13 protein-coding genes and 6 pseudogenes are annotated in these 14,032 nt (G+C 72.2%); 8 read left to right on the forward strand and 11 right to left on the reverse strand.

Translation table 11 applies throughout. The features are described 5' to 3' along the window. Positions 1 to 39: 39 nt before the first annotated feature. The 3 genes and pseudogenes from HUN58_RS21030 to HUN58_RS11485 all read left to right on the forward strand — a co-directional run bounded on the left by HUN58_RS21030 (position 40) and on the right by HUN58_RS11485 (position 2,491). A pseudogene (locus tag HUN58_RS21030) lies at positions 40 to 478 on the forward strand (DUF4245 family protein). Positions 479 to 516: 38 nt separating this feature from the next. After that, positions 517 to 1,131, forward strand: a complete 615-nt coding sequence (locus HUN58_RS21035) for a carbonic anhydrase (protein WP_141860512.1) — start codon at positions 517 to 519, stop codon at positions 1,129 to 1,131. A 167-nt stretch (positions 1,132 to 1,298) separates the two neighbouring features. Continuing rightward, a pseudogene (locus tag HUN58_RS11485) lies at positions 1,299 to 2,491 on the forward strand (class II fumarate hydratase). A gap of 86 nt (positions 2,492 to 2,577) precedes the next feature. On the opposite strand, the pseudogene HUN58_RS11490 reads toward HUN58_RS11485, so the two are convergent. The 3 genes and pseudogenes from HUN58_RS11490 to uppS all read right to left on the reverse strand — a co-directional run bounded on the left by HUN58_RS11490 (position 2,578) and on the right by uppS (position 5,950). Further along, positions 2,578 to 3,678: pseudogene (locus tag HUN58_RS11490) on the reverse strand (PhoH family protein). Between the two features lie 334 nt (positions 3,679 to 4,012). Next, positions 4,013 to 4,996, reverse strand: coding sequence for an aminotransferase class V-fold PLP-dependent enzyme (locus HUN58_RS11495; protein WP_208745728.1), 984 nt, complete (start codon positions 4,994 to 4,996; stop codon positions 4,013 to 4,015). 214 nt (positions 4,997 to 5,210) lie between these two features. Then, positions 5,211 to 5,950 (reverse strand): annotated as a pseudogene (gene uppS, locus HUN58_RS11500) (polyprenyl diphosphate synthase). 143 nt (positions 5,951 to 6,093) lie between these two features. Here uppS and HUN58_RS11505 point away from each other — a divergent pair. Beyond that, the gene (locus HUN58_RS11505; RefSeq protein WP_208745511.1) at positions 6,094 to 6,669 is read left to right on the forward strand and encodes a hemolysin III family protein; all 576 of its coding nucleotides are present in this window, start codon (positions 6,094 to 6,096) and stop codon (positions 6,667 to 6,669) included. Positions 6,670 to 6,805: 136 nt separating this feature from the next. Here the strand turns inward: HUN58_RS11505 and HUN58_RS11510 are convergent, their stop codons facing one another. Genes HUN58_RS11510 through HUN58_RS11515 form a run of 3 tightly spaced genes read right to left on the reverse strand, consistent with a single transcriptional unit; the run spans position 6,806 to position 7,945 of the window. Further along, on the reverse strand, positions 6,806 to 7,102 hold the full coding sequence (locus HUN58_RS11510) for a hypothetical protein (protein WP_141860508.1): 297 nt from the start codon (positions 7,100 to 7,102) through the stop codon (positions 6,806 to 6,808). After that, positions 7,099 to 7,257, reverse strand: a complete 159-nt coding sequence (locus HUN58_RS21040; RefSeq protein WP_368075739.1) for a hypothetical protein — start codon at positions 7,255 to 7,257, stop codon at positions 7,099 to 7,101. The genes HUN58_RS11510 and HUN58_RS21040 overlap by 4 nt, the downstream gene beginning before the upstream one ends. Positions 7,258 to 7,285: 28 nt before the next feature. Further along, a complete protein-coding gene (locus HUN58_RS11515) occupies positions 7,286 to 7,945 on the reverse strand; it encodes a PIG-L family deacetylase (protein WP_368075740.1) in 660 nt (219 codons plus the stop codon). Positions 7,946 to 8,169: 224 nt separating this feature from the next. Between HUN58_RS11515 and HUN58_RS11520 the strand changes: the two genes are divergently transcribed. Then, positions 8,170 to 8,493, forward strand: coding sequence for a DUF4307 domain-containing protein (locus HUN58_RS11520; protein WP_167510018.1), 324 nt, complete (start codon positions 8,170 to 8,172; stop codon positions 8,491 to 8,493). Positions 8,494 to 8,560: 67 nt separating this feature from the next. Further along, positions 8,561 to 9,000 (forward strand): annotated as a pseudogene (gene greA, locus HUN58_RS11525) (transcription elongation factor GreA). A 152-nt stretch (positions 9,001 to 9,152) separates the two neighbouring features. On the opposite strand, the gene HUN58_RS11530 reads toward greA, so the two are convergent. From HUN58_RS11530 to HUN58_RS11540, 4 genes and pseudogenes are all read right to left on the reverse strand, one after another. Next, positions 9,153 to 9,644 (reverse strand): hypothetical protein, encoded by a 492-nt coding sequence (locus tag HUN58_RS11530; protein ID WP_058742778.1) that lies wholly within the window; start codon positions 9,642 to 9,644, stop codon positions 9,153 to 9,155. A 95-nt stretch (positions 9,645 to 9,739) separates the two neighbouring features. After that, the gene (locus tag HUN58_RS21045; RefSeq protein WP_368075804.1) at positions 9,740 to 10,114 is read right to left on the reverse strand and encodes an ACT domain-containing protein; all 375 of its coding nucleotides are present in this window, start codon (positions 10,112 to 10,114) and stop codon (positions 9,740 to 9,742) included. Next, a pseudogene (locus HUN58_RS21050) lies at positions 10,077 to 10,728 on the reverse strand (threonine/serine dehydratase); the annotation flags it as partial. The gene HUN58_RS21045 and the pseudogene HUN58_RS21050, both read right to left, overlap by 38 nt. Before the next feature lie 168 nt (positions 10,729 to 10,896). Further along, positions 10,897 to 11,847 (reverse strand): AI-2E family transporter, encoded by a 951-nt coding sequence (locus tag HUN58_RS11540; RefSeq protein ID WP_208745512.1) that lies wholly within the window; start codon positions 11,845 to 11,847, stop codon positions 10,897 to 10,899. Between the two features lie 275 nt (positions 11,848 to 12,122). Between HUN58_RS11540 and HUN58_RS21055 the strand changes: the two genes are divergently transcribed. Together HUN58_RS21055 and HUN58_RS21060 are read left to right on the forward strand one after the other, a co-directional pair. Further along, positions 12,123 to 12,785 carry a crosslink repair DNA glycosylase YcaQ family protein gene (locus HUN58_RS21055; RefSeq protein ID WP_368075741.1) on the forward strand — a complete coding sequence of 221 codons (663 nt, stop codon included), beginning with the start codon at positions 12,123 to 12,125 and terminating at the stop codon, positions 12,783 to 12,785. After that, positions 12,782 to 13,315, forward strand: coding sequence for a crosslink repair DNA glycosylase YcaQ family protein (locus HUN58_RS21060; protein ID WP_368075742.1), 534 nt, complete (start codon positions 12,782 to 12,784; stop codon positions 13,313 to 13,315). The genes HUN58_RS21055 and HUN58_RS21060 overlap by 4 nt, the downstream gene beginning before the upstream one ends. A 41-nt stretch (positions 13,316 to 13,356) precedes the next feature. On the opposite strand, the gene HUN58_RS11550 is transcribed toward HUN58_RS21060, so the two are convergent. Then, entirely contained in the window at positions 13,357 to 13,938 is a 582-nt protein-coding gene (locus tag HUN58_RS11550; RefSeq protein ID WP_174778750.1) for a LemA family protein, read from the reverse strand. Positions 13,939 to 14,032 lie beyond the last annotated feature (94 nt).

A 14,032-nucleotide genomic window follows, 5' to 3' on the forward strand; every position in this document is an offset into this window, starting at 1 on the left:
TTCAACCTCGTGCTCGCCCTCATCGCCTCGCTCGGCATCGTGCTGTTCCTGGTGCTCGTCGTGGTCCGCCCCGACCAGACCGTGGACCGGACCGTCGACTACCAGCAGATCGCGTCGCAGGCGAACGTCCCCGGCGTGACCCTCGCCGCCCCGGACCTGCCGAAGGACTACAGCGCCAACCGCGCCGACTTCCAGGACAAGACCTCCGACGGGGTCAAGGTCTGGACGGTCGGCCTGATCACGCCCGACAAGCAGTACATCGGCCTGCAGCAGGGCATCGACGCGAACGCACCGCACCATCGCGGGCACGAAGTGGACCGTGTACGACCGGCGAGCCGAGGGCAAGAACGCGGGCAACCACGCGTACTCGCTGGTCGGTACCTTCGACCGGAACACCATCGTCCTGTCCGGCACCGCCGACGACGCGTCCTTCACGACCGTCGCCGCGGCCGTGTCGAAGCAGTTCACGCAGCAGTGACCCACCCGACGCAGCCCGACCCGACCCCGAGGAAGCCCATGCCCGACCGCGCCGCCGCCACCCCGTCCGAGGCCCTCCGCCTGCTCGTGGAGGGCAACGCCCGCTTCGCCGCCGACAAGCGCCGCACCGGCCGGATCGACCCGGACCGCCGCGGCGAGCTCACCGGCTCGCAGGCACCGTTCGCCACCGTCCTCGGGTGCTCCGACTCGCGCGTGCCGTTCGAGCACGTCTTCGACGCCGGCATCGGCGACCTCTTCGCGATCCGCAACGCCGGGCAGATCGTCGACGACGTCGTCCTCGGCTCGATCGAGTTCGCGGTCGTGGCGCTCGGCACGCCGCTCGTCGTCGTCCTCCGCCACACCCGCTGCGGAGCGGTCGCCGCCGCCCGGTCCGGTGAGCCGGTGCCCGCGCCGCACCTGCAGGCCCTCGTCGACGCCATCGCGCCGAGCGTCGAGCAGGTCCGCACCACCGACGCCGACCTGCCGCAGGAAGCCGTCGGCGCCGCCCACCTCGAGGCCACGCTCCGCCAGGTGATCGAGCGCTCCGGCGCCGTCTCGGACGCGATCGCCGAGGGACGGCTCGCGGTCGTCGGCGCGACCTACGACCTGGGGACCGGCGAGGTCTCCATCGACACCGTCGTCGGGCAGGCCTGACCGGCCCCGACGACGCAGGCCCCGACACCGACGGGACCGTACGACCGCGTCGACGCGACCGCGCCGGCGAGCACGACAGGAAGGACCACGACGACGTGACCGACACCACCGCGACCACCGCCCCGGACAGCATCCCCGAGGGCGACTACCGCATCGAGCACGACACCATGGGCGAGGTCCGGGTGCCGGCGTCGGCGCTCTACCGCGCCCAGACCCAGCGTGCCGTCGAGAACTTCCCGATCTCCGGTGCCGGCCTCGAGTCGGCGCAGATCGTCGCGCTCGCCCGGATCAAGCGCGCCGCCGCGGTCGTCAACGGCGAGCTCGGCATCGTCGACCCGGCCGTATCGGACGCGATCGCGCAGGCTGCGGACGCGATCATCGGCGGGCAGCACCACGACCAGTTCCCGGTCGACGTCTACCAGACCGGCAGCGGCACCTCGTCGAACATGAACATGAACGAGGTCCTCGCGACGCTCGCCACCCGGATCGCCGGGTCGGACGTGCACCCGAACGACCACGTCAACGCGTCGCAGTCCTCGAACGACGTGTTCCCGACCTCCGTGCACGTCGCCGTGACCGAGGCGCTCATCCGCACCCTCGTCCCGGCGCTCGAGCACCTCGCCGAGTCGTTCGAGGCCAAGGCGACGCTCTGTCGGCCAGGAGTTCGGCGGGTACGCGCGCCAGGTCCGGCTCGGGGTCGAGCGGGTGCAGGCGACGCTCCCCCGCGTCGCCGAGGTCCCGCTCGGCGGCACCGCGGTCGGCACGGGCATCAACACCCCGAAGGGCTTCCCGCAGCGCGTCATCGCGCAGCTGGCGTCCGACACCGGGCTGCCGATCACCGAGGCGCTCGACCACTTCGAGGCGCAGGGCGCGCGTGACGCCCTGGTCGAGGCGTCCGGCGCGCTCAAGGTCATCGCGGTCAGCCTGACGAAGATCAACAACGACCTGCGCTGGATGGGCTCCGGCCCGAACACCGGCCTGGGCGAGCTGCACATCCCCGACCTGCAGCCGGGGTCGTCGATCATGCCCGGCAAGGTCAACCCGGTCATCCCCGAGGCCACGCTCATGGTCGCCGCGCGCGTGATCGGCAACGACGCCACCATCGCGTGGGCCGGCGCCTCGGGCGCCGAGTCGATCCGCCTGCTCGCGAACAGCTCGCGGGTCCTCGCCGACAAGACGATCGACGGGCTCCAGGCGAACCTCGAGCGCGCGCGGGCCTTCGCCGAGTCCTCGCCGTCGATCGTGACGCCGCTCAACCGGGTCATCGGCTACGAGGCCGCCGCGAAGGTCGCGGGGCGAGGTCACCGAGGAGCAGCTCGACAGCGCTCTGGACGTGCTGTCGATGACGCACCCGAACTGACGGGCGCACCCACCGACGGACGGGAGGCACGGTGCCGGCTGGCACCGTGCCTCCCGTCCGTCCCGGGGTCGCGTCCGCCCCGCGCGCTACACCAGGTCCGGCGAGTCGAGCAGGTCCGTCACGAGCGCTGCGATCGCCGAGCGCTCGGAGCGCGTCAGCGTGACGTGCGCGAACAGCGGGTGCCCCTTCAGCCGCTCGATGACCGACGCGACCCCGTCGTGCCGCCCGACCCGCAGGTTGTCCCGCTGCGCCACGTCGTGCGTCAGGACCACCCGCGAGTTCTGCCCGATGCGCGAGAGCATGGTGAGCAGGACGTTGCGCTCCAGGGACTGTGCCTCGTCGACGATCACGAACGCGTCGTGCAGGGAGCGCCCGCGGATGTGCGTCAGCGGGAGCACCTCGAGCATGCCGCGCTCGACGACCTCGTCCAGGACGTTGTCGGACACCAGCGCGCCGAGGGTGTCGAACACCGCTTGCGCCCACGGGTTCATCTTCTCGTTGGCGTCGCCCGGCAGGAAGCCGAGCTCCTGGCCGCCCACCGCGTAGAGCGGCCGGAACACCATGATCTTCTTGTGCTGCCGATCTCCGGATCGAGCAGGGCGTCGATCGCGAGCCGCTGCTCCGCCGAGCGCCCGCGGAGCCCGAAGACCTCGCGGTCCCCGCGCACCAGGGCGACGGACCCGGCGGTGTGCACGCGACCGAGGGCGGACCCGCGCTCCGAGTGGATGACGACCCCGGTGTTGACCGGGACGCCGGCGAGCTGCGACGACGGGATCTCCTCGCGCTCGTACAGGTCGGCCATCTGCTCGCCGGACACCTGCAGGTCGGTGATGCCGGTGTAGCCCGAGTCGACGGCGAGCTCGGCGCGGTACTCCTCGGCCGCCATGCCGATCGACGACGCCTTGACCCGGAGCGGCAGGTCCTTCGACACGACGACGACGTCGAGCCCATCGTTCGCCAGGTTCATCGCGACCGGACTGGTTGGAGTGGTTCAGCTCGACCCGGAACGACCCGCCGTCAGCGAGGGCGATCGGGAAGTCGAGTCGTTCGTGTTCGATGCGCAGTTCGTCGAGGAGCCGGAGGGCCTGCCGCGCGAAGTACCCGATCTCCGGGTCGTTCCGCTTGGCCTCCAGTTCGCTGACGACGACGACGGGCAGGACGACCGCGTGCTCGGCGAAGCGGAACAACGCCCGCGGATCGCTGAGGCGAGTCCGCGGTGTGGTGCTGCTGAGTTCCGCGAGAGACGTTCTGAGAGGTCACGACCACTCCATCCCCGGGCCGCGCGCGGCCCGGTCACTGTCCTCGACGCGGCCGTGGAGCGGGTCCCGAAGCACCGACTGTGGCCGCTTCGATCGGGCGCGGTGCCCGATGGGGCCAAGCTACGTCCGCCCTCCGACAGCGGCATCCCGACACGCTGTTCGGCAGGTTACGGTCACGTGAACGGGACAGTTCCGGCCTGGAGGCTCGTGGCGACGCCGCCGCGCGGCTCGCGTCGGTCCGCGCGCACCTGCGCGACCGGCGTCACTGCATGGTCGCGTAGGACAGGCAGGCGTCGCGGAACATGTCGAGCGTCTCGTCCGTCGTGGACGCGAACACCGACACCCGGGCGACCCCGAGCCGCGTCGTGGCGGTGACCCCGTGGTTGTGGAAGGCGGCGGACAGCGCGGTGAGGCGGCCCTGCGGCGGCCGGAGCACGACGATCCCGGCGCGCTCGCGCGGGTCGCGGCTCGACTCGACGGACAGCCCGAACTCGTCGGCGATGTCGAAGACCCGCTCGACCCGCTCGGCGACCCGCTCCTGCACCGCGGCCACGCCGACGGACACGAGCCGTTCGAGCGCGACGGCCGTGCGGGCCTGGGCGACCGGGTCGGTCCTGGTCATCTGGAACCCGGCGGCCCCGGGCTTCACCGAGGGCACCTCGGTCGGCCAGCCGGTGGTGCCCTGCGGGCCGGACAGCGCCGGGCGCAGGCGGTTCAGGGCGCGGTCGCTGAAGGCCGTGAAGCCCGTGCCCCAGCCGGCGTGCAGCCACTTCTGCCCGCCGGTCGCGACGACGTCCGCGAGCTCGTACGGGGCGTCCACGACGCCGAAGCCCTGGATCGCGTCGACGATCAGGAGCCGGTCGCCGATGACCTCGCGGATCGCGGCGAGGTCGGCGAGGTACCCGGTCTGCCAGTCCACGAGGGACACCGCGACCGCGGTGACGTCGTCCGAGAGCCGCGACGCGATGAGCGACGGCGTCATCCACCCGGCGCCGGACTCGACGACGACGGGCTGCACGCGGCCGCCCGTGGCCGAGGCGGCGCTCGCGAGGGCGAGGGGCAGCGACGGGTACTCGTCCGCGGCGACGAGCACGCCACCGGTCAGGCCGAACGCGGTGTGCAGCAGCCCCGGGGTCGTCGCGGTCTGGGAGACGACCTGGTCCTCACGCCGGCCGACCAGCCGCGCGGCGACCGTCCGGACACGGGCGTCCTGCTCGTCGAGCGTCTCCATGGCGCCGAAGCGCATGTGCTCCTGGATCGTCCCGAGCACGCGCTGCTCCTCGAGCACCGCGGTCTGCACGGGACCGAACGCGGCGTGGTCGAGGTAGCCGGGCGCAACCTTCCGTGGGTGGAGAACCCTGTGAGTGTACTGGGATGCCCGGGCGCGGGCGAACGCAGGCCACCGGACGCACCGGAGGACGCGGCACGAGCGGCGACCGCAGGACGGCTCCGGCGCGCCCTCAGCCGCCGAAGCGTCGGGACCGCAGACCGAAGTCGCGGACGGCGCGGAGGAAGTCCACCTCGCGCAGGTCCGGGTAGAAGGCCTCGACGAAGTAGAACTCGCCGACGTCCGGATCACGAGGTCCGGGTCCGGCTGCCCCTGCGTGTACAGGTGGTCGCCGATGAGCTCCGGGGTCAGCACCTCGGCCAGGGTGTCGAGCGTGCCGCCACCCTCGCCGTGCGCCCGCACGATGCTCCGCATGGCGTCGGCGATCTCACGGCGGCCGCCGTACCCGACGGCCAGGTTGACGTGCAGGCCGGCGTGCTCCGCGGTCTCCGCCTCGGCGGTCTCGAGTGCGTCGACGAGCGCCGTGGGCAGCCCCTCGTCCGCCCCGACGTGCTGCACGCGCCAGTCGCGGTGGTCGGCGAGCGTGCCGGCCAGGTCGGCGATGATGCCGATGAGCTGCTCGAGTTCCTCGCCGCCACGGCCGGTCAGGTTGTCCGACGACAGCAGGTACAGCGTCACGACCTCGATGCCGAGGTCGTCGCACCAGTCCAGGAACTCGGGGATCTTCGCCGCGCCGGCCCGGTGCCCGTGCGCCGCGGACTCCAGTCCGAGCTGCTTCGCCCAGCGGCGGTTCCCGTCGACGATCATGGCGACGTGCTTCGGCATCGCCTGTCCGTCGATCTGGCGACGGATACGACGCTGGTAGGCGCGGTAGAGGATCCCGCGCCCGGCCCACTGCACCCTGCCGCTCACGGCACGACTGTAGTGCACCGATCTTCGGATGTTCGGCTCCCGTTCGGGCAGGCCTCCTACTGTCGTCCCATGCAGGACGAGACCGCAACCCTCCCCCACGTCCCGTTCACCGAGGAAGCCGCCACCGAGCCGCCCCGCCCGGCATGGGCGTCGTGCTCATCACCCTCGCCGACAGCGCGGCCGCCAAGGCCGGCAGCGCCGTCTTCATGGCGTCGTCCCTGCTGATGTTCGGCGTCTCCGCGACGTACCACCGGTTCCCGTGGGGGCCGACGGTCAAGAAGGTCCTCAAGCGGATCGACCACACGAACATCCTGCTGCTCATCGCCGGGACGTACACGCCGATCGCGATCTGCGCCCTGCCGCACACGCTGATGGTCGTCGTGCTCTGGGTGATGTGGTCCGGCGCGGCGCTGGGCATCGCGTTCCGCGTCCTGTGGATCGGTGCGCCGCGCTGGCTGTACGTCCCGATCTACCTCGTGCTCGGGTGCGCCGCGCTCGGCCTGCTGCCGCAGTTCTTCGCCGCGAGCGTCCCGATGACGGTCCTGGTGCTCTCCGGCGGGCTCGCCTACATCCTCGGGGCGCTCGTGTACGGCTTCAAGCGTCCCGACCCCGCCCCGACGGTGTTCGGGTTCCACGAGGTCTTCCACGCCCTGACGGTCGTGGCGTTCGCCGCACAGTGGGTGGGTGTGCTCATCGTGGCGCTGCACCCGGTGCGCTGACCGTTCCGGGGCGCGTCACGGACGGGAGGCGCGTGGCGGTCCCGCCACGCCTCCCTCGCAAGCTCGGTCGGCGCGGCCCGCGTGCCGCTGGCGCGTCACCGCTGAGCGGGCCGCGCCAGTCCGTCGGTGGTGCCTTCTACCCGCGTTCGGTGTCGTCGCCCACGTCGGTGCGGCCGTCCTCGGCCGACCGCCGCTCCGGCTCGTCCGTCGCGGTCCCGGCGTCGCCCTGCTCCAGGCGCTCCCGGATCTCGGCGCGGTAGCGCGTCCGCCGGATGCGACGGGTCATGTCGACCACGAGCAGGATCGTCACCACGGCGACGACCGCGATGGCGATGAAGCCCGCGACGCCGGGGGTGACGTCGACGTCCGGGACGGTCGACGGGCTCGGGCTGGGGTTCGTGGCGGCGATGATCGTCGCCGTGATGGTGCTCACGCGGTGGTGTCCTCGTCCTCGGGGATCCCCGCGAACAGGTCGGACTCCGGCAGGTCGGTGGGCACGCGTGCCTCGACGAGCTGGTAGTCCTCGGTGGGCCACACCGTCGCGAGGAGGTCGTTCGGCCAGGAGAAGAAGGCGCTGTCCGGCGGCACCTGGCTCGCGTGCGCACGGAGCGCGGCGTCACGGGCGTCGAAGTGGTCGCGGACGTCGACGTGCGACGTGGACAGGTCCGGTCGGTCCGCGAAGCGCTCGACCCACTCGCCGAGCTGCACGAGCGCCGTGTCCTCCGGGTTCCGCTCCCGCATGGCGTCGTAGATCGGACACCGCCCACGCCGGGCCGGCCGCCGGGTACCTCGTCGGGTCCGCGGCGTCGCGCCAGGCGGCGACCGAGACCTCGTGCGTGCGGATGTGGTCCGGGTGCGGGTAGCCGCCGTTCTCGTCGTAGGTGACGAGCACGTGCGGACGGAACCGACGGACCACGCGGACGAGCGTCTCGGTCGAGTACTCGAGCGGGACGGTGGAGAACGTGCCCGGACGGACCGTCTCGCCCTGCTCGGCGTCGGGCAACCCGGAGTCGTGGTACCCGAGCCAGACGTGCTCGATCCCGAGCGCGGCCTGCGCGGCGGCCATCTCGGTGCGGCGGTACCCGGCCATGTCGCGGTGCGCGCGGCTCGTCGCCGGCTCGCCGAGCTGGTCGTTGAGGATGTCCCCGGCCTCGCCGCCCGTGCACGAGACGACCATGACCTGGTGGCCCTCGGCGACGTACTTCGCCGCGGTGGCCGCTCCCTTGCTCGACTCGTCGTCGGGGTGGGCGTGGACGGCCAGCAGGCGGAACGGCACGGGGGTCCCTTCGGAGACGAGTGGGATTCGGGCGGTGCACAGCGGGGCGTGGCCTACCCTGGGACCAGGATAATCACCCCAGGAGCCCCGAACTGTCCGAACCGCTTCCCCCCGTCGCCCCCGACGCCACCCGCACCGCTCCGGCCGGCGCCACCGCGGCGACCCTGGACGACCGCTACGGTCGCACCGCGGGCAACCGGAAGCGCTCCCGACTGCTCGCGATCGTGGCCGCCGCCGCCGTGGTCGTGGTGTTCGCCGCCTGGGTGGTCTGGGCCGGGCTCGACCAGAGCTCGCACGGGCTCGACAGCACGGACGTCGGTTACCAGGTCGTCTCCGACCACGAGACCGTCGTGCACTCCCAGGTGTCCGTCGACCCCGGGACCGAGGCGAAGTGCGCCGTGCAGGCCCTCGACAAGTCGTACTCGATCGTCGGGTGGAAGGTCGTCACGCTGCCGCCGTCGAACGAACGCACCCGCAGCATCACGACGCCTGTGAACACCACGACGCGCGGCGTGACCGGCTTGATCCACGACTGCTGGGTTCCCTAGACTCGTCTGATTCGCGAGCGAGACCGGCCACACCGGCCGGTCTCGTTCTCTGTCGAAGGGAACCCACATGAGCAACGACCCCCAGGTCACCTGGCTGACCCAGGAGGCGCACGACCGCTTGACGGCCGAGCTCGAGCAGCTCTCCGGCCCCGCCCGCAAGGAGATCGCGGACCGCATCGAGGCGGCACGTGAAGAGGGCGACCTCAAGGAGAACGGCGGCTACCACGCCGCGAAGGACGAGCAGGGCAAGATCGAGGCGCGCATCCGCCAGCTCACCGAGCTCCTCAAGCACGCCACGGTCGGCGAAGCGGACTTCGACGGCACCGTCGAACCCGGCACGGTCGTCACCGCCGTGATCGCCGGCGACGAGTCGACGTTCCTCGTCGGCAACCGCGAGATCGTCGCGGCATCGTGGGCATGCGTGCCGGCGACGAGACCACGTACACGGCGCCCAACGGCAAGGAGATCGCCGTCACGGTCACGAAGGTCGAGCGCTACGAGCCGTAGCCCGATCGGCCCCGCACCGTGCGGGACGTGACGAACCACAGAACCGACGTCGAACCGGGCACCCGCCCTGGTTCCACGTCGGTTCTCTGGTTCGACGGGCATCTCCGGTTCGACGGGCATCGACGCGGGAGCGTCGGCGCCCGGCGCGCGCGTCAGAGCGTCGCGACCTCGCGGTGCGTCAGCGCTCGGGCGCACGGGAAGCACACCAGGTCCCCCACCGCGACGTCCCCGGGCAGCACCGCGTCCCGGCCGGCGGTCCCCGTCGGGTTCGTCGTCACGGTGACCGCCGCGGCCGGGGCCACCGACCGGCGGCCGATCAGCCGGGCCTCGGTGAGCACGGCGCAGTCGGGCAGCACCGCGTCGAGCTCGACGAGCAGCACGCCCCAGGGCCGCCGGACCCGGGTGACGGCGGCCACGGCGACGCAGACGTCGCGCGGCACCCAGTCGCGCGGGCGGTACCGCGGCGGTGCCTGCTCCGCGGTGTGTACGCAGGGTGTCCCCGCGACCGCCGCGAGTCGCTGCATGGACACCGCACGCACCCGGACGTCGTCGGTCGTCGCCTCGGTGCTCGCCGGCCAGAGCACCGGGTCGAGGGGATCGGGGAGCGAAGCGCGGAGCGAGGGGAGGATCGACGTGAGGGTCATGACGGCAGCATCACGCGCCTCCCGGCCGTCCGCCCCGTCGCAGACGGAACGCTGACGGCCACGCGCGCGGTCCGTGCGGACCGCTGACGGGTTCTCTAGTGCTCGAGGAGCTCGGGGCGGAACCCGACCTCGTGCAGGCGCTTGATGACCTCTTGCGCGTGCTCGGGGCCGCGGGCCTCGATCGACAGGTCGAGCGCGACCTCGTTGATGACGAGGCCCTGGCCGTGCCGGGTGTGCAGCACCTCGACGACGTTCGCGCCGGCCTCGGAGATGACCTGCGCGACACGGGCGAGCTGTCCCGGACGGTCCGGCAGCATGATCCGGATGCCGATGTACCGCGACGCCGCGACGACGGCCGGTGTCCCTGACCGCGCCGGACATGATCGCCGCGACGCCGACCGCGCCCGCTGCCTCGACGACGAGCTTCGCCCGCTCGAGCAGCACGAGCAGCGCGCGGGCGGTGTCGTCATCGGAGACCGTGACGATCTCGTCGACGTGGTCGCGGATGATCGGGAAGTTGAGGTCGCCCGGGCGGGCCACGGCGATGCCGTCGGCGATCCGGCGGCGTTCTCGGCCTGCACGCCGATGACCTTGATCTCGCGGCCGAGCCGCTCCGCCGTGCCCTTCACGGCCAGGGCGATGCCGGCGATCACGCCGCCGCCGCCGATCGGCACGACCACGGTGTCGACGTCCGGCACCTGGTCGATGATCTCGAGGCCGAGCGTGCCCTGGCCCGCGATCACGGCGGGGTGGTCGAACGGCGGGATGAACACGGCGCCGGGGAGTGCCCGCGCAGGACGACCTCGGCGCCGTAGTGCCTGGTCGCCTGCAGCTTCGGCAGGGCGACGCCGACCGGCGTGAAGATGGTGGCGGGGATGCCGAGCTCCCGGGCGGCGAGCGCGACGCCCTGCGCGTGGTTGCCGGCGCTGGCGGCGACGACGCCCGCTGCACGCTGCTCGGGGCTGAGCGCGGAGAGGCGGTTGTACGCGCCGCGGACCTTGTACGCGCCGGTGCGCTGCAGGTTCTCGCACTTCAGGTGCACCGGTGAGCCGAGCAGCTCGGCGAGGAACTGCGACGTCTCCATCGGCGTGACGCGTGCGACCCCGGCGATGGTCTCCCGCGCTGCCTCGATGTCCGCGAGCGTCGGGTACGCGGCGGTCTGCGGTCGGGGCGTGGTGGTGTCGGTCACGGGACCATCATCGTCGCTCCCGGGCCGCACGGCGAACTCGTGACGAGCGGCCTGTGGAGGCGCTCAGCCCGCGGTGCCCTTCGCCGCGGTCGGCTGCTCGTCGCTGCCGGGAGCGGGCACGCCGTCGGGGTGCCGCTTCCGCCAGCGCCGCTTCCGCTTCGCCTCGACACTCGCGTGGTGGTCGCGCTGCTTCGCCTCGAGCACGTGGTCCGAGTCGAGGCCCTTCCACCGCCCGCTCGCGATCGTCGTCACCATGGAGTTGACGGTCGCGATGAGCGGCACCGCGAAGAACGCCCCCGCGATGCCCGCGAGCCCGGACGCCGCCGTCACACCGAGCACGACGGCCAGCGGGTGCACCTTGACCGCGCTGCCCATCACGAGCGGCTGCAGGATGTGCCCCTCGACCTGCTGCACGACGAGGATCACGCCGAGCATGATCACCGCGGCGACCCAGCCGTTGAAGATGAGCGCGATGAAGACGGCGAGGAAGCCGGTGACGATCGCGCCGACGACCGGGATGAACGCGCCGAGGAACACGAACACCGCGATCGGGATGACGAGCGGCAGCTGCAGAGCGGCCGCACCGATGCCGATGCCGACGGCGTCGACGAACGCCACGAAGATCTGCACGCGGATGAAGCTCGTCAGGGTGGTCCACCCCGCGACCCCGGCGCCGTCGATGGCCGCGCGCGCCTTCTTCGGGAAGAGCCGGACGGTCCAGCGCCAGACGTTCTTGCCGTCGATCAGCAGGAAGATCACGGTGAAGATCACGACGAAGAGCCCGGCGAGCAGGTGCGTCAGCGACGACCCGGCACTGGCGACGCCGGACAGGATCGACCCCGAGTTGCTCGAGAGCCAGTCGGTGGCCTGGCTGAGGTACTTGTTGAGGTCGCCCTGGCTGATCCCGAGTCCGGAGTTGGTGACGAACTCGCGGATGGTGTCGTACTGCGACAGCGTCCGGTCGCGCAAGATCAGACCAGCGACCGCCGCGAGCCCGCCGACCAGGCTGACCACGACCGCGATCCACTTCGGGACGTGGTGCCGCTGCCGCCGCCACGACGATGCCGATGAGGAACGGGATGAGCACCTCGCTGAACAGCGTGACGAGGTAGATGACCACCGCCGGCGATCCGCATGCCGGTGGGCACCGAGTCCTCGACGACGGGATCAGGATGCGTCTTCTTGCCCCAGGCCATGCCAGCGAGTGTACCGACGCGGCACATCGGACGTTCCAGATGCGGCATACCCGTCAGTGGGCCGTGTCGGCGCGGCTCGGTAGCGTCGTCCTCATGGTCAGGACGACGCTCTCCGCCGCCGAGGCACGACGGGTCGCGCTCGCGGCGCAGGGTTTCGGCGCCGCCCCCGCCGACACCGTGTCGACCCGGACGCTCACGGCCGGGTTCGCGCGGCTCGGGCTGTTGCAGATCGACTCTGTGAACGTGTTCGAGCGGAGCCACTACCTGCCGCTCTTCGCCAGGCTCGGGTCGTACGACCGGGCCACGCTGGACCGTCTGACCATGACCCGTCGCGGTCCGTACGCCGAGTACTGGGCGCACGAGGCGGCGTTCGTCGCCCGCACCGACCTGCCGCTGTTCCGCTGGCGCATGGACGCGTTCCGGGAGCGCGACGCTCGGCCGAACCGGGTCGAGGGCGTCGAGCGGACCGCCGGTGTCCGACGCGAGCTGCTCGCCCTGCTCGAGCACGAGGCGAACGTCCGCCGAGGCCCGTGGTGGGGGTGGAGCGACGTGAAGACCGGGCTCGAGCAGCTGTTCCGCTGGGGCGAGGTCGTGAGCGCCGGACGGTCCGGTTTCGGGCCCTCGAGACCGCCCCCGACCGGACCTCCGCCGTCACCGAGCTCGTGCGGCGCGCGGGCCGTGCGCTCGGGGTCGCGACGCGCGCGGACCTCGCCGACTACTTCCGACTGCGCTCGGACGACACTGCCGCGGCCGTGACCGAGCTCGTCGAACGCGGCGAGCTCGTGCCGGTGACGGTCGAGGGGTGGAAGGATCGGGCCTGGCTGCACGCCGATGCCCGGGTCCCGCGGCGCGCGGCCGCGGACGCCGTGCTGAGCCCCTTCGACCCGGTCGTGTGGTTCCGTCGCCGGGCCGAGCGGATGTACGGCTTCCACTACCGGATCGAGATCTACACGCCGGCGCCGAAGCGGGTGTTCGGATACTACGTGCTGCCGGTCCTGCAGGACGACCGGCTGACCGGGCGGATCGACCTGAAGAGCGACCGGCAACGCGGGGTGCTCCGGGTCCGGACGGCGTGGCAGGAGCCCGGGGAGCACCTGGACGCCGAGCGGCTCGCGGAGACCCTGCGGCGGACCGCGGCGTGGCAGGGACTCGACGGCGTCGAGGTCACCGACCGCGGCACCGCTGCGGCAGCCGTTGCCGGGGCGCTCGGTCTGCCGCTCGTGCCGCACGTCGCAGCGGACGACGCCGACGCTCCCGAGTCGACGCCGACGGACGACGCGGCCTGACGGTCACCGGTCGCGCTGCGGGGCGACCGGGACCGACCCGGTCAGAACTGGACGCGCGGGGGTTCGGCGATGGCCGAGGGCTCGGCGGTCTCGAAGAACGACGCCTCCTGCACGCCCTTGCTCTTCGCGAACGTCGACGTGGGGAAGTGCTTGATCTTGGTGTTCAGCTCGCGGACGCCGCCGTTGTACGAGCGTCGCGCGGCCTGGATGCGGTCCTCGGTCTCGACGAGCTCGGACTGCAGCTGCAGGAACGCCTGGCTCGACTGGAGCTGCGGGTAGCCCTCGGCGACGGAGAACACGCTCTTCAGGGCCTTCTGCATGTGGCCCTCGGCCACCGAGGCGCTCGGGGCGTCCGCGGCACTGAGCGTCTCCGCCCGGGCCTTCGTGACGTCCGCGAAGACGGCCTTCTCGTGCGTGGCGTAGCCCTGCACGGTCTCGACGATCGTGGGGATGAGGTCCGCGCGACGCTGCAGGTGGGTGGCGACGTCGTTCCACGAGGCGTCGACCCGTCCCGTGAGGGACATCAGCGACCGGTAGCTCGACCAGAGGGCGATCCCGACCACGACGAGCAGGACCACCACCACGGCGACGACGATGAGCGTCGTGACGAGTCCGGTGTCCATCGGGCGTACTCCTTTGCGCGTCGGGTACCGCGCGGCGTGCCGCGGGCGGTGCGTGGCCGTGCGAGGGCCGCCCACGATCCTACCGAGGCGCTCC

Source organism: Curtobacterium sp. Csp1 (assembly GCF_013347185.1).